At 52.2% G+C, this 15,063-nt stretch carries 13 protein-coding genes; 1 reads left to right on the top strand and 12 read right to left on the bottom strand.

Annotated elements, in window-relative coordinates; all coding sequences use genetic code 11:
• Nucleotides 1-18: 18 nt before the first annotated feature.
• From K9N21_08345 to K9N21_08400, 12 genes are all read right to left on the bottom strand, one after another.
• Nucleotides 19-852, bottom strand: coding sequence for a carbon-nitrogen hydrolase family protein (locus tag K9N21_08345; GenBank protein MCF8143912.1), 834 nt, complete (start codon nt 850-852; stop codon nt 19-21).
• 150 nt (nt 853-1,002) lie between these two features.
• Nucleotides 1,003-2,673, bottom strand: coding sequence for an asparagine synthase (glutamine-hydrolyzing) (asnB, locus tag K9N21_08350; GenBank protein ID MCF8143913.1), 1,671 nt, complete (start codon nt 2,671-2,673; stop codon nt 1,003-1,005).
• A gap of 644 nt (nt 2,674-3,317) precedes the next feature.
• Nucleotides 3,318-5,384: a LysM peptidoglycan-binding domain-containing protein gene (locus tag K9N21_08355; protein MCF8143914.1), complete on the bottom strand. Its 2,067-nt coding sequence runs from the start codon at nt 5,382-5,384 to the stop codon at nt 3,318-3,320.
• Nucleotides 5,385-5,500: 116 nt separating this feature from the next.
• Nucleotides 5,501-5,722, bottom strand: coding sequence for a cold shock domain-containing protein (locus K9N21_08360; protein ID MCF8143915.1), 222 nt, complete (start codon nt 5,720-5,722; stop codon nt 5,501-5,503).
• A gap of 212 nt (nt 5,723-5,934) precedes the next feature.
• Complete coding sequence (locus K9N21_08365) at nt 5,935-6,186, bottom strand: hypothetical protein (protein MCF8143916.1); 252 nt, start codon at nt 6,184-6,186, stop codon at nt 5,935-5,937.
• Nucleotides 6,187-6,234: 48 nt separating this feature from the next.
• Nucleotides 6,235-6,579 (bottom strand): hypothetical protein, encoded by a 345-nt coding sequence (locus K9N21_08370; GenBank protein MCF8143917.1) that lies wholly within the window; start codon nt 6,577-6,579, stop codon nt 6,235-6,237.
• Nucleotides 6,580-6,850: 271 nt separating this feature from the next.
• Complete coding sequence (locus K9N21_08375; GenBank protein ID MCF8143918.1) at nt 6,851-7,789, bottom strand: nitrilase; 939 nt, start codon at nt 7,787-7,789, stop codon at nt 6,851-6,853.
• A gap of 19 nt (nt 7,790-7,808) precedes the next feature.
• On the bottom strand, nt 7,809-8,987 hold the full coding sequence (locus tag K9N21_08380) for a trimethylamine methyltransferase family protein (GenBank protein MCF8143919.1): 1,179 nt from the start codon (nt 8,985-8,987) through the stop codon (nt 7,809-7,811).
• Nucleotides 8,988-9,006: 19 nt separating this feature from the next.
• Nucleotides 9,007-9,855, bottom strand: a complete 849-nt coding sequence (locus K9N21_08385) for a hypothetical protein (GenBank protein ID MCF8143920.1) — start codon at nt 9,853-9,855, stop codon at nt 9,007-9,009.
• Between the two features lie 338 nt (nt 9,856-10,193).
• Nucleotides 10,194-11,525, bottom strand: coding sequence for an FAD-binding oxidoreductase (locus K9N21_08390; GenBank protein MCF8143921.1), 1,332 nt, complete (start codon nt 11,523-11,525; stop codon nt 10,194-10,196).
• Between the two features lie 127 nt (nt 11,526-11,652).
• A complete protein-coding gene (locus K9N21_08395) occupies nt 11,653-13,137 on the bottom strand; it encodes a hypothetical protein (GenBank protein MCF8143922.1) in 1,485 nt (494 codons plus the stop codon).
• A 102-nt stretch (nt 13,138-13,239) separates the two neighbouring features.
• Nucleotides 13,240-14,454 (bottom strand): trimethylamine methyltransferase family protein, encoded by a 1,215-nt coding sequence (locus K9N21_08400; protein MCF8143923.1) that lies wholly within the window; start codon nt 14,452-14,454, stop codon nt 13,240-13,242.
• 283 nt (nt 14,455-14,737) lie between these two features.
• Between K9N21_08400 and K9N21_08405 the strand changes: the two genes are divergently transcribed.
• Nucleotides 14,738-14,947: a hypothetical protein gene (locus tag K9N21_08405; GenBank protein ID MCF8143924.1), complete on the top strand. Its 210-nt coding sequence runs from the start codon at nt 14,738-14,740 to the stop codon at nt 14,945-14,947.
• Nucleotides 14,948-15,063 lie beyond the last annotated feature (116 nt).

The raw sequence follows: 15,063 nt of genomic DNA on the forward strand, positions 1-15,063 counted from the left end.
GGCAGGAAAGATGTGACGTCACCAGGATTCGTATGCTGTTTTTATCTCAGGCGCGGGCTTATGGCGGTTTACAATCTCACGATAGAGCAGAGGGCGTCTGTTTTGATAGATCGCCTCTTCCATCCGCCACTGCCGCATCTCAATAAGATCGATCTCCGCCTCAATAACGGCCTCTTCGGGGCCGGCGCTTGTTAATACGTCTCCTTTTGGGCTAAATACGGCGCTGTGCCCTGAAAAGGCGGTGCCCGGTCGGTTGGCGTAGACAATAAAGACCTGATTATTAATGGCTGCTCCGGCAAATCGACGCCACATATAATCAACCGGGAAGGTCACTGGAACCGCCGAAATATTGACGATCAGATCAGCGCCTTTGAGTGAAAGGACCCGCCACACCTCTGAAAAGGCCGCATCAAAACAGATGGTAATGCCGATCTTTCCAAATGGGGAATCAAAAACCTTCAATTGGTTTCCGGGAACAAAATGCTCGGTCCAGTGCACGTGGGTTTTCGTATAGTTCTGCACCCCGTCTTTGTCGATGTAGGTGGCCATATTAAAATATCGTTCACCCCATCTCTTCAGCTCCCCTATAATCACCCTGGCATCCAGGTCCCTCACAAACTGATGTAAATCCCTGGATATGGCGCTGTACATGATCTTCATTTTTCTGTACAGAAACCCTTCCGGTCTTTCAAAAGACGGATGACCATGCAGGATCAGCTCCGGAAAAACGATCAGATCGTATGATTGGTACTCTCTGATAATATTTTTAATCCGTTCCACATGTTTCTCAATGTGTTGCGAATTATAGTTTATTTGTGCGATACATACCTTTGCCGTTGTTTGCTGGGTCATCTTCTATTGCTATCCTTGCATAAGATGTAAGGGGTTCAGAGGGTCCAGGGGTATGCCGTCCCAAAAGCGGAATTCGAAGCGCGGGTTCGCAGCTCAGAGGGCACTCGAAACCTGAAACCTGGCCCCTGTATGGGAATCACGAGGCATCATCTAAGCAGCATCGCACACCGGGTGTCCATCAGATTCCGGCCGATGCTGATTGGCCAGAAATGGGGGGATATATTTTTTCTGGATCTCTGCTTCTATGGTCTGCAGATAGGATCGCGGTCCATCTTCACCATAGATATCGTCGCCGTACCGATACAGGCTCCCCTTATCCCTTCTGAGATTTTCGTTCACAAGATCGGCATCGATCCTGTGAACCTGCCTATTGGCGATCTTTTCAATGATCCCGTGGATTCCGGAGCCGGATTGTGCAGGATCTTTTGCCCGAAACCCGAGATAGGGCGGGACGCCCAGTTCCACCGAGGCCTGTCTGTGGACCCGTTTTCTCAGGGTATCGTGCTCCCCTTCGATTTTCAACCTTGGAGAGATCTTCATGGCGGTTTGAATGACATCTCTATCCAGATAGGGCGCCCTCAGTTCAATGGAATGCGCCATGGTAAGCTTGTCCTCCCTTTCGAGGGTATCCGTATACAGAAACGTCAGGTCCTCCCAGAGTTTTTCATGGAGGCGGAGATACCCTGACTGGCGGACCACGTCATTATACCATGGGTACCCGGCAAAGAGTTCATCCGCCGCCTGCCCGGTGAACATCACCCGGATCGAATCTTCGGCTGCCAACCGGGCCGCCAGATACATCGGAATCGCGACCTCGACCTGAAGGAGGCCGCTTTCTTCAACGGACCGAATAATTTCCGGAAGGATTTCCTCCACCATCCCTTCTTCAATGATGGTCGTCTTGAGGTCGAGTCCCATATCCTCGGCTACCGCACGCGCGGCCACCATATCTCCCGAGTCCCCGGTACCGGTACAGTAGCAGGTAATATTTTTTCCCTCGCGCTGGAGCAGTTTCGCGATGAGCACTGAATCGATACCGCCTGAGAATATTACGCCGATCCGTGATTCCCTGAGCCCCGTAAGCCTCTTTTTGACGGCCCCGATCAGTACTTCTTTATAAGCCTCTACGGCCTCCCGAAAATCCACGATGTCAATCTGGGGGAGTTGAAGCGCAAAGCCCTCGTGCTCTTTTACACCACTGCTTTTGATATGCAGGATATTGCCGGGGTTCAATCTCGCGGGTCTATCTTTGCCATTCCACAGGGCCTTTTTTTCTGAAGCAAAATAGGTGACGCCCTCGTTTTCAATGTGATAAAGGGGCTTTTTGCCGATGGGGTCTCTGGCCAGGACAACCGAATCGCCGTCGGTTACGGCAAGGGCATACATCCCATCCAGAATGTTCACCACCTTTTTCATGGCATCCAGGAGATCTCCCTGATAAGTCTCCTCCAAAAGGTGTACAATCACCTCGCTATCGCTGCTCGTCTTAAACGTGTGCTGCCTGAGCAAAAGACTTTTCAGCTTCTCATAATTGTAAATCTCTCCATTGTGAATCAAGTTCAACTTCCCATCGCAGGACGTATATGGCTGGGTCGCCTTTTCCTGCCCCACGATCGTCAATCTTGAATGCCCCAGAGCGATATGGCTTTTATATAAAAGTGCTTCCTTCAGGTCCTCAACATTCTCTGCCCTGCTTAACCTTTGATCCAAATAAACACCGTGAGAATCAGGTCCCCGATGACTCATCTTTATCAGCATGTCATAGATATCCGTTGTCTTTATATTGCCGTCTTTAACAAAATGACCGCATATGGTGCACATAGAAATATGTTCTCCTTTTTTTTGGGGTTATTGTTGAATCGGCAGTCTGAACGCGCCTGAAAATATGCTTACACCGCTATCCATAAGACTACACTGAAAATTGTACCGAAAGTAAATAGGGTGCATCCGGTATCCTTCCGTAGAAGGCGATATTTTACTTCTCAAAATCCGGCAAAGAGGCCCGGTAGAGGCGCATCAAAAGAAATGCACCCATAAGGGGCCATGACGCTCGACGACCGTCCCTGTTTCTGAACAAGCGCTGCCAAAAGGCGCGACTCACACAAAGTCACGAAGCCACAAAGGGCTTTTATTTTAGGGCCTTAAAATGAATTATCTTTGTTTTTCTCTGTGTTCTTTGCCTGCCCCGCCTGCCCAGTTAAATCTTTTGTTTTCTTTATTTAACCGGGGTGAAACCTTTTCTGTGTCGTTTCACTCGGGGTGTCTCCGCCTGCCCTGTGAAACCATTTTTTGCTCTTGTTTCACCGGGGTGTGAATCAATGAAATGGGCATACCGAATTACAAAGAGATTCTCTTGTTTTTTGTTACAGGGTTAGTGGAAATAAGGTACTGAAGAGATATCATGAAATGAGATGCGCGTTTGATCCGTTGCATTCAGTCGATGTGCCTCCGGCGCGGTATGCTGCTCACTTCTGCCTGCGGACATAATTCAGTACGCCTTTGACGACCTTTTCCGCATCGCGCTGTCGCAACTCCTCAAAACGAAGGGCCCAGGCGTGGTCGGTATAGGCAAGATTGCGGAGTTCCAACATCACTTTGACATATGCCGGGTTTTTCCGGAGCACCCCGAGATTCTGACCCCTGGCATAGGCCCCGGCGCCTAAGGATGGAAGAATAGATTGCGCAAATTTCCTGGAAGGAGTGTCTTCGTACCGGCCGGTTCCGCTCCTGTAATATAAGACCAGAGGCGCTTCAGGGGATCGGTGATCGATATCCGCATGAAAGGATAGAAACATGCGGCGATGTTTGGGCACATTTTTGAAGGCCCTGGCCGCAATATTTACGCGGTATGAGAGGTTTCCGTTGCGGCCTCCCCTTGGCCAGTTTGCCGTCCGGTTCTGCCGGTTGTATGCTTCGCTGTTGTAGACCTCATTTTTCTCATTGACGAATGTCCGGGTCGGCGGGTCCGAACGACGGATCAGGTGATTGGGGCTCAGCACGGTCAAGGTAACCGTTGCACCGTGAAGCCGCAGCAATACATAGACCCGGAGGGCGACATCGTAGACATACTCGTGCTCTACCACATAGACCTTTTCGCCGTTGCCGTCCAGGTTAACCACCACGGCCCCCGGATCGAGCCCCCCGTGACCCGGATCCAGTACAATATGCCAGCCCTTCAGGCTGCTGCCCAGGCGTCCGAGCCGATCGATTTCGTGGTCGAATGCACGCAAGAGGCTCCGGGCCTGAAGATACGTTTGCCAGAGGGAGAGGCAGGGTCCTTCATAGTAACCCGCATGCAACTGTTGCTTTGCCCTGGGGCACTGGCCGTAATAGGGTCCATTCCCATCCGGAATTCTTCTGAATTTACTGGAGACCTGAACCAGATTATCCCAATTGATTTCCCGAAGCATGCGCCCATCTCTTTCACTGCGCAGGATCGGGTTCACCTTCAGCTTCTCTCCGGGATGGATCACATACCCCTGGATGTTGTTCAGGCTCTTCAATTCGGAAATGCTCATCTGGTGCAGGCGTGCAATCCTGCCCAGATAATCCCCCGACTTGACCGTGTATACAGCGTAGGGCACCGCCTGTGTGGCGCTCAGCTGCAGTTCCTGTCCGGGATAAATCCGATCCGAGGAGAGCCCGTTCAGTTTCTTGAGTTCCCCAACCGACATCCCATAGGCTTCGGCAATCTCCCACAACGCATCGCCGCGCTCCACGATGTGAATGCGGGCCGGGGTCTTCTTGAGCCGTAATTCCTGACCGACAAAGATCCGGCTCCCCTCAATACCATTGAGAGTGGCCAGCTCGGACACGGTCGTCTTGTACTTGAGTGCAATGGACGATAGCGTATCCCCCGAACGAACGATGTGAACGGCCTCATCCAGGGACGAGGGCCGCAGCTGTAACCGCTGCCCGGGAAAAATACGATCCCCCGTCAGACGGTTGAGCTGTCGCAACAGCCCCACGCCCATATCGAATCGCCGGGCGATGGCGGACAAACTGTCTCCCCTTTTGACCACATACTCAAACGCCTCCTCCGGCGCTGCGCCCTTTTCCGGGGAAGCGATCAGCTTGAGTTCCTGCCCCGGATAAATCCGGTCGTTATTGATCCGGTTCAACAGGCGAAGGGTAGACAGGGGAATCCGGCATTGCGCGGCGATTTCAGAAAGCGTATCGCCGCTTCTGACCACATAGGACGCAGGCGGTGCAGGTGGGCCTACTTGAAGACGCTGCCCGACGAAGATCTTGTCCCCACGAAGCGCGTTCCATCCCCGCAATTGCTCGACCGACACCTTATGGGCGAGGGCGATCCCGCTCAGGGTCTCCCCCCGCTTTACAACATGGGTGACCGCAGCCCCGTTTCCCTCTGCGCGGCTGACGGTGGTGAGGCACCCGCATAGAAACAGCGCCACCAGTGCATAAAGAAAAAAGACCCGGGGCGGGCGCGCCAAAACCGGCAGGCAGGACCGGCGGCCGGAGAGTCTGAAAGACCCTTGCCGTGTGTGACAACACCCTCTATTGACTCCCATGCAACCAGTCCTTTTCCACCGATTGAGCGATTTAAACTCCTAGGAGGGCAAACACTCCAGGCCACCAAAAACATCGCAAAAGACCCGGCAGGGGGTCTTTTGCAAAACCTCTTCAATCAGTGAAGCGTCGACTTATCATGGCCGACTTTTCTGATATTTTTGGCCTCAGGGCCCCGGGGGGTCTCAGCAATATCAAAAAGCACCCGATCTCCGCCGTTCAGTCTCCTGTATCCCTCCATCATAATGGAAGATCGATAAAAAGACACCTCTTCCCCATCGTCTCGAGTGATAAATCCAAAACCTTTCTGTTCACTATAGCTGTTTACAGTCCCTTCCATCTGTTAATAAACCTCCTGTTATCTGGAATCTTTGGTTTGCAACTTCTCTGCACCATGCGGAGAAGTTGGTGCCTTATCAGTCAGCGCTCAAAAACTGCCGGGATTCGCACCCGTACCTTTCTGGTTGCGGCCGTCAGGCCGCCTTGGGATTTGGAATGAATATCCCGGACCGGCCTTCGGTCCCGGCAGGGTGTCCGTTACCGGGACACCACTTAACGGTTCAACTTTCGTATTTCATCCATATATTCCCTGGCCTTTGCCCGAATGTATTTTTTCATGGCGTCTTCGTCTTCTTTTAATCTTGAGATGGTTTCCATGTCAAGATGAAGCGCTCGAAAATATCCGGTCATAAACGCGGCCTTCATATTCTGAAGCTCACGCTCCCACACTTTTGCTTCCACCGCCATCGGGATCAGCATCAGAAAACACGATGCCATCGCCAATATGGAGAGCCTCATTTTCAACTAAAACCTCCTTACATTCAGGCCGATTCATTATTGCGCATCAGCCAACTACCTTCTGCGTCTTCCCTTTAAACCATTTCCGGGAGGACGCCGCAGCCGGGTCACCCCCCTTTTGTCCTTTTTGCTCACTATAATTACGCCCACTAGCCCCCCTTCCCTGTCGATGAAAAAACAACAATTGAATGGTTCAAGCATCCTTTCAATCGCATCGCGGATACTCACATCCTCAAATTCAACAGAATATAGCTCATCTGACAGGTTTTCAGCGCCCTTTACCCATATGTCTTCTTTCTCTGCAATTTTTTCGATGACCGCCTTGAGAGACGATTGCTCAATGGTTGCAGAAAGATCATCCTTTCCAAAAGCAACGTCCATTGTCCCGGCCTCTGCCATGGAAAAATGCGTTAAAATAAACAGGGCTATGGTGGCAAGTGCGATAAAAAACAGGAAACCATCTTGAACATATTTCAGGTGTGTGTAGGTGAATGCCGGCAACATCAAAACTGCTCTTACGATCAACGCCTCCCTGATTTATGATTTATGAGTATGCACATCGTTGTCCCATTCCCACTCAAAAGGCGGTGAATGCCTTTTGCATGTTTTATGATAATATTAACTGTCTCCGAGGTCAACCCATCACAAAAAGAAGACCTGAAGTTCAATGTCAAAAAACAGGACCGTCGTTCCCCTTGCCATAAAGAATTCGCTGCAATTCCCGATGGGTAAAGTAGGGGTCATCCCCCCGCAGATACGGGAGCAAGATCCGCTTCTGTCGCAGGAGGTCTCTCGAGATCTCCCCGGAAATCATATCCTGCTCGTATAGGGCGGCCTTGGCGATCTGCTGACCAAAGGGGTTGACCATCTCGCTCCCCCCCCAGAAGCTGAAGGTTTCCTTTTGCGGTTGCCTGGCGGCCCTCTCAGCGGCGCTGAGGCTGGCCGTCTCGACCGCCAGCATGGACACGTTTTCCCTCCACGCCTCTTGGCCTACACGATTGGCGCAGATGTTATAGATTCCGAAAATACGGGAATAGAACTTGTTGATCACGCCCCAGCTCTCGATATTGGAAAATTCGGTTCCCATGGAACCCTGTGAAGAATTAAAAATGGTGACAAAAATATCCGCCTTCTGCACCACCCCCAGATAGGGGAGGGACGGGTGCCAGAGGTCATTGCAGATAAAGACGGCAACAGTGAACCCATGGAGTTTGAACACGGGAACCTGTTTTCCATGAGAAAAGAATTTGCGTTCCTCAAACACGCCGTAATTGGGAAGGTTGAGCTTCCGATAGGCATAGGAAATCTCACCGTCCACCGCCACCAGGGCGGAGTTATAGAAATTCATGGACGGGGATTCTTCAATAAAGCCCACTATGGCGGCAGTCCCCTTTGTGGCCGACACCACTTTCTGAATCTCTGTGGAATCCAGTTTCAGGGCCAGTTCATGATATCGCTGTCCCACGAAATAGCCGGTCAGGGCAAGTTCGGGAAAAACAATCAACTGGGCGCCCTGGTCCTTTCCCTGATGGATTTTCCCGATCACATCATCCAGATTGGCCTTCAGATCGAACAGAATCGGATAGGTCTGATAGATCACCGCCTTCATTGGTCCGTCCCCCGCAGTCTCATGACAGAAAGTATTTTCCGGTATTCTTGAGAGTATGATCGTCTCTCATGTAATTCGCCTGGCTCCCGTTGCGCATAATGGCCTCGAAACCTTCAGGATCATAGGGCACATCTTCAAGATCCGGGACATCCTCAGGGCCGGTTTCCCGGCAGAGTTCCACATGCCTTTCCAGCTTGGCAATGGAAAATGAGATCAGCTCCCTCAAAAACCCGAAGGAATGCCGCATCTGGTGAAAACCGTATTTTTTCATCAGGCCGAAGCCGTAGGCCGCCTCTTTTTCGGCCTCCTCATTCGGTCGATCCTGGCTGGTGGTGCAGGCGGTCTGAATCGAAGGGATATCCAGCTGCTGGTTCACCTTTTCCTGAAGCAGGTTGGCGATATTATGAGACTTGAGGCCCAGATCCACGGCATAATTCTTCTGAATATTGGCGATGGAAGGAAGACCCGCGTGAACCACCACAATCCCGGGATTGACCAGCTGGGCCAGGGTGATGCCGAACAGGGCCTCGGCATGGGTCAGGGTCACGAGTCCCGACATGGAATAGGGGCCGGACAGCCCCGCCATCGGCATGGTGGAGACATAGATGGGGATCCCTTTCCTGATGCATGACAGAAACGGGTCGATCATGCTCTCGATGACATTGAGGGGACTGTTGATAATGGAGAACTGGACCGTGATGTTTCCACGGCCCTCATGGATCTTCAGTGCCCGGTCGATCCCTTCATCGGTCACCGCGGCCACGTAGATCGGCTTGGTGCAGTTCTCCACAATCGTATCCATGACCTTGACTTCCTCTTTTTTGATCAAGACCCCCCTTGCCATGAACCGGATCACGTCCGCCGCTTCCACGATGGCCGCGATGCGGGCCAGGTGATCGAAGGTGGGTTCCACCAGCTCCCCGGTCTCATCGTCATACAGGAATGGGGCCGTCCCGCCTACCCCAAAGGAATCCTCCGGGATCCAGTACTGATCTCTCTTGGGCGCCGTGGAAAGGGCCTGCTCAATCAAAGGGGTCAGGACATGGATATGCCCCGCGTCTTCATCAAATGCCGCAAGTCCGGTATCCTCAAAGATCTGCCGCACTTCTTTGGAAACGCACTTGACCCCCACCTCCTCCAGGACCCTGAGGGCGTCGGTATGTATTTTTTCAAGAATGCCGTTCATATTAAAATTCATGAATTTTCTATCCTTTCCGTCAGACCCTCACACGCATGCCGTCATAGGCAAACGCCATGTTGTCCAACTCCTTCTCCAGGGCCCGGTAGTCGTCATGGCCCCTGTTCCAGTATTCCTCCATGTGGACAAAGATGACCTTTTTCGCCCGGATTCTCCGGGCCAGTGCCGTTGTCTCTTCAAAGGTGTAAAGGGTCTTTCTCGAAATATGATCCCACGGATATGCGAAGCCGTGTTTGAGGCGGTCTTCAAACATACCGGGTTGGATTACCAGTAGATCGGCCCCCGCAACCTCTCTTCGACCCTCGGGAAACGGTTTGATGTCGCACGGTGCGTAAATCATCCTTGTGTCCTGTTTTTCAAAGACATAGATAAATGATGTCTGGGAACCGCGATCCACCGGAATGGCCGTCACCCGGATGTCTCCGATTTGCGTGGTCCGATCAAAAACCCTGCATTCCACAAACCCCTGCGCCACGTAAAAATCGATGAGAGGGCCGTATATGGAACGGATATCCCTGATTCTGTCCATCAAGGTCCGGGGCAGGATAAGCCGGATTTTCTTGCCGTTATAGGCCTTCCAGGTGCGAAAATCGAGGGTGATCTGTTCCACCACCCGGAACCCCTCCACATGATCCGGATCGAGATGGGTAAACATGAGATAATCGATGCGATCGATTCCGGCCCTGTTCAACTGAAGGGCGATCTCTGCCGGGGTGTCAATAAGAAGATGGGCGTCGTGCAGAAAGGCGGAAGGGCCTGTCCTCTCGTAGGGCCTGCCCCTCGACCTCGCCTCTTTGCACACCCGGCATTGGCAGAGGGGTTTGGGGATCACCATGCATCCCCCTGAACCGAGAATGGTTACGTCCATCACAAAACTCAATCAGGAACCGTCAAGCTCCCAAATCCCTCAATCCCCATCCGATGAAAACCACGCGTTTCCGGCAGCCCGCTGCGGTTATGGGCTCATTAACCGTCTCATGTTTGTCTTTAACCGGTCATTCCGGCGGAGGCCGGAATCCAGTTCCCGTACTTGCGGGGATCGAGTCCGGCATGACGAAGATGTCGGTACTATTTCGAGACAGTTGATACCCTCTCACCTTACCACCTTCTTACCTTCTTCTGGTGTCGCTTCGGGTCAGGCGATTGTGGGAGATGCGTTCTCAGCGTGAACTTGTAAGAATCAAAAGCCCGATCTCTGATCTTCCATCAGCTCCATGGAAAGGGGCTGTGAGAGACCGGATGCAACCGCCCTTTTTCGTAGCGATCAAAGTGAAACGGCTCGAGAAGGCGCTGCCTTTCCCCCATCACCTCTTTGGCCACCAGCTTGCCCACGCCGATCATCTTGTATCCATGATTGGAATCCAGGATCATATAGCAGTTCTGCTTCATGGCATCAAAAATGGGGAAGCAGTCGGGCGTAAAACAGCCCACGCCCCCGGAGGGCTCATCCTTGTATTTCTGATGGGTGTTCTCATACCGTTTCTGGGCATGGGCCAGGGCCGACGTCCACATGTGAACGAACTCGGGCGTCACCGTAAAATCAGGAGAATCGATCCCGTACGGATCCACATTCACCTCTCCCTCCACAATGTAGGGCGCCGCTCCCCCCTGAACGCCTCCGAAGCTGAAGTCGGGTTTGTAATAGATGCCCCACATCTGATCCGTTATCAGAGACCCGTCCTCACTCGAATGAAGCGGGGCCTCCGAATCCAGGTGGATGACCGGGGGCATCTTTCCCTGGTTGTTCATGGCATATCCGGGATCCACGCCGAGGGTGCCTTCAACCAGGCACCAGTAGGTCCACATCTGATTTCCGGAATGGATAACCCCGTCCGGACCCTTGATATCGATCTCATTGGGAAGGTCCAGCATGTCCCAAAAGCCCTTGGCCCAGGGACCGGGTCCCACGACCACCCAGTCGCATTGAATATCCCCGTCAGAGGTCTCGACAGCCGTCACCGAGTCTTTATCGGTCTTGAACCCGGTGACCGTCACCCCGGTGAGGATGCGGACCCCTTCGGCCTCGGCCTTGTCCGCCAACCGGTAGAGGGACCGCATCTGATTGGCATAACCACCCATCTTCTCGTGGAGGACAGAGGTGATCTCCCGGGCCTGCCAGTCGTCAAAGACATTTTTCCGCATATAGTTGAGGCAGTCCTTTTCGCCTTCGATGAATAGGGATTGGTAGCCGATATCCTTCTGCTGCGCATAGATCTCGGCGACATCGGCGTGCATGGATTCGGGAGATATCTGCATGTAGCCCACCGGATGATAGCCGTAGGCCTCCCCGTCCTCCTCCCACAGGGCAACGCTGTGGGCCATCAGCTCGCGCATGGCGGGCTGAAAATAGTTGTTGCGGATGACGCCGCAGGCGATGCCGGATGCCCCGGCGCCGATGGATCCCTTGTCAATGACCAGGACATCCTTGCCCGATCCCCGCTTTCTCTGTTTCAATTCCTTTGCCAGGTGCCAGGCCGTGCTCAGGCCGTGGATCCCGGCGCCGATGATAATGTACTTATATTGTGTAGGAAATGCCATTACTAACTCCTTATCTATAATTTTAGGGGTTTGCCCCAATGGGGATATCGGGATAATGGAACGCTGGAACTTCTCAATCCCTCAATTCCCCAATTCCTGAATCCATGTAAAGCGTTACATGGGCATCTTACTTGAATGGGTCCCAGCGAATGGTCTGCTTCTCGTATGAAGGCGGAAAAAGCTTCAAGAACTCGTCGTAATAGTATAACTCCTTGAATGTGGCAAACGGCAGGCCGTAAGCGGCTTTGGGTCTCTGTTTGATCTCGCCCGGATCGATCTTCCGCGAAACCAGCTCATCCATCACATCATCCATGCCCGACCCCATGGCAAACCGCAGTTTTTCCCGATTGGCGATCTTCTCGGGAAGCATATCCCTGCAGGCCTCCCGCAGGATATATTTTTCCACCTGATTTTCGCCGTAGATCTTCCAGTCCATGGGGATCTTCTTGCTGAAGGCCACCACGCTTGAATCCAGAAAAGGGGCTTTATAGGCCACTGAATTGGCCATCCACCCCCGATCCAGTCTTCTCAGGGCCGTGTTATAGGAAATATCCAGCAGTTTCTGGGCCAGACGCTCCCGTTGTTCCGAACTCTTGACCTTGGGGTTTTTCAGGACCATCCGATAGCCGCCGAACAACTCATCGGCGCCTTCCCCCACCAACACGGCATTGCTGTGAGACTTTACAATCTTGGAGGCATAGTAGTTTGAAAGGATTCCCGATATGCAGTCCTCATCAAAGCTTTCCAGATACCATATGGAATCGGAGACGAAATCCACGATATCGGATTCCGTGATTTCATAGATGTAGTGTTTCAGCCCCAAGAAATCCGCCATGAGTTTAGCGTTTTCCAGGTCCGGTCCGGGCGCGCTCTGAACCGCCACGGTAAAAAGCTTCAGGTCGGGGTTGTACTCCTTTGCAATGGCAGCAATAATAGAACTGTCCAGTCCTCCGCTCAAAGATACGGCCTCCACCCCTTCCATCCGCTTCCGAACGGCCTGTATCATGAGTTCCCTCACTGTCTTTATGGCCTCATGCAGGTGGCCGAGTTGGGGCGTTTCAGGAACAAAGGGGTCATACTCCTTCAACCCTTTCTTGGTGCTGTATATCTGCCCGGGGGCAAGCTCCTGAACGTCGAACTGAATATGATCGATGAGCCCTTTCATTTCAGAACAGAAATAAAATACGTTGTCGTGGTCCCCAAAGAAGAGAGGTCTGGCACCCACCGGGTCCCGTGCAAGGATGACCTCTTCGTCCTTTTCCACCACTGCGCAGACAAAACTCCCATCCAAACGTGAAAAGCAATTCCGTTCATACTTTTCCCAGTATTCTATGAACAAATCCAGATCGCTTTGACCCTCCGGCCGATCATTGAAGAGTTCCCCGTCAAACAGGATATAGGGGGGATCGTTATTGATCGACGTGCAGTGGGTGGTCCTGGGGCCCAGGTTGATCTCGCATGCCCCGACGGCCCCGCGATTGTCAGGCAGCGTTCTGACGTGGACATTATCCGGCCCACGGTGCCGCGTCAGCTTGATCATCTTTCCCAGCGGCTTGGTGCTGTCCTCTTCAATTTTTCCATGCTGCGATACGATTCCGCAAATACTTGCCATTTGAAAAAACCTCCATATATGATGGTCCCGTAACAGGCGATGAATTCGAGAACTCCAGTGGATTCGCCGGAAATCACGAGACAGTTAAAATGACCTATTCTATTATGTGACGAAAATCCTGCCCAGGTTGGCTGTGGTCAGGGGATCTTCCATATACATTCCCAGACCGATATTTCTGATGGAATCCATACCGCGATCGTCGTACACCGGTATCTCTATTTCCGGTGCATCCTCAGGGGTGACCTCCCGGGCGATCTGGATGGATTTTTCCAGCTTCTCAAAGGAGAAATCGATCAGGTATCTTAGAAAGGCAAACGGATGGCGGATCATATGGACCCCATATTTCTTGCAGAGTGCCTGGCCCATCCGCGCATCGGCATAGGCCTTTTCCGTGGGGTCTTCTTCATGGGTGGTTCCGGCGCTCTGAAAGGTCGGGATATCCAGCATAAGGTTCAGGTGGGCCATAAGGATGTTCAAGAGATTATGGCTGACCAGTCCGTAATTCGGGTTGTATTCAATACTGGGATCCGCAATGGTCGGATAGCCTGCATGGACGCAGGTCGTGCCGGGGTTGAGCAACTGGGCCGCGCAGATGCCGAAGAGGACCTCGGCATGGGTCATGGAAAGCACCCCGTTATAACAATAAGGTGCACTGATGCCGGCCATCGGCATCGCCGAGATAAAGACCGGAAGGCCCGCTTTGACTACCTTTACAAAATGGTCGGAAAAGTTTTCATTCACCTCCAGCGGGGGCCGCGTGAGGCAGAAGACGACCATGATATCCTTTCGTTCGGCGTAGATCTCCTTGGCCCGCTCCAGCGATTTATCCGAGGTCACCGCAAAATACAGCGGTTTGCTGCAATTCTCGGCCATGATATTCATCTGCATGACCTCGTCTTTCAGTTTAATGCCCCTCCCCATCCCGGCTACAGGCTCACGGGCATCGGCGATCTGTGCAATACGTTTGGCATGTTCAGGAGTGGGAAATATACCTCCGGTCCCTTTTTCGTCGTCATACACATAGGGGGCCGTTCCCCCGATGAAAAAGCTGTTGCGGGGGACAAAAAAGTCGGATACCCCTGGGACCGTTTCAAGGCATCTCTCAACCAGCCCGGATGTCACATATATCCGATTATCATAGACCACGGCCTCACCCTCGGCCGTAAAGGGCTCAAACACCTCTTGCATCTCCGGCTGCGTGCAGCCGACGCCCAGATTCTCCAATATCCACAACGCATCCTGATGCGACTTGAGCAGCATTTCGACGGCGTCGTTACCTAAGACCGCCTTTGATGCTTCCACCTGTTTCGTATTCATTATTCTCTCCTCTTAAAGGTTATCAGAATCCGATCTTGAGCCGGGACATCCGCTCAACCCGCCCGCCGCCGGATGGCACATAGAAAAATCCGTATCACTTTAGCTCGAAGATAAAGCGGTCATCGGATGTTGGGGCCGGCCTTTTGCCAATTTTTTCAGAGGCCTACAGGGTTACAAAAACACAACTATTTTTAGGGTTTTTCCTGATTTGATTTGATACCATGCGACAACATATGATATCATATCATGTTATTTGAGTTGAAATAATCATACAGCAAACAATATGGCGTGTCAAGGAAATCTTGGATTTTGTTTTAATGTATTTAAATTATTGGGGATAAGTAGTAAGGTGGAAGCTGAAAGCTCAAAGCTCAAAGCTCAAAGGGGAAAGGGGAAAGGGGAGAGGGGAAAGGGGAGAGGGGAAAGGGGAAAGGGGAAAGGGGAAAGGGGAGAGGGGTTATCAGTTATCGGTAAATGGAAGCTGAAAGCTTGAAAGCTGAAAGCTCAAAGGTGAAAGGGGAAAGGGGAAAGGGGAAAGGGGAAAGGGGAGAGGGGTTATCAGTTATCGGGAAGAGAGGACACCCCGGTGAAACCCCTTCGGGAACTCCT

It is taken from the genome of Deltaproteobacteria bacterium (assembly GCA_021737785.1).
GTDB lineage: Bacteria > Desulfobacterota > DSM-4660 > Desulfatiglandales > Desulfatiglandaceae > AUK324.

Excerpts from the sequence above, each read along its gene's own strand:
- K9N21_08400 (MCF8143923.1), bottom strand. The coding sequence starts at position 14,454 with ATGAATACGAAACAGGTGGAAGCATCAAAGGCGGTCTTAGGTAACGAC.
- K9N21_08370 (MCF8143917.1), bottom strand. The coding sequence starts at position 6,579 with ATGGCAGAGGCCGGGACAATGGACGTTGCTTTTGGAAAGGATGATCTT.
- K9N21_08395 (MCF8143922.1), bottom strand. The coding sequence starts at position 13,137 with ATGGCAAGTATTTGCGGAATCGTATCGCAGCATGGAAAAATTGAAGAG.
- K9N21_08355 (MCF8143914.1), bottom strand. The coding sequence starts at position 5,384 with ATGGGAGTCAATAGAGGGTGTTGTCACACACGGCAAGGGTCTTTCAGA.
- K9N21_08345 (MCF8143912.1), bottom strand. The coding sequence starts at position 852 with ATGACCCAGCAAACAACGGCAAAGGTATGTATCGCACAAATAAACTAT.
- K9N21_08380 (MCF8143919.1), bottom strand. The coding sequence starts at position 8,987 with ATGAATTTTAATATGAACGGCATTCTTGAAAAAATACATACCGACGCC.
- K9N21_08405 (MCF8143924.1), top strand. The coding sequence starts at position 14,738 with ATGGCGTGTCAAGGAAATCTTGGATTTTGTTTTAATGTATTTAAATTA.
- K9N21_08360 (MCF8143915.1), bottom strand. The coding sequence starts at position 5,722 with ATGGAAGGGACTGTAAACAGCTATAGTGAACAGAAAGGTTTTGGATTT.
- K9N21_08385 (MCF8143920.1), bottom strand. The coding sequence starts at position 9,855 with ATGGACGTAACCATTCTCGGTTCAGGGGGATGCATGGTGATCCCCAAA.
- asnB (MCF8143913.1), bottom strand. The coding sequence starts at position 2,673 with ATGTGCACCATATGCGGTCATTTTGTTAAAGACGGCAATATAAAGACA.
- K9N21_08375 (MCF8143918.1), bottom strand. The coding sequence starts at position 7,789 with ATGAAGGCGGTGATCTATCAGACCTATCCGATTCTGTTCGATCTGAAG.
- K9N21_08390 (MCF8143921.1), bottom strand. The coding sequence starts at position 11,525 with ATGGCATTTCCTACACAATATAAGTACATTATCATCGGCGCCGGGATC.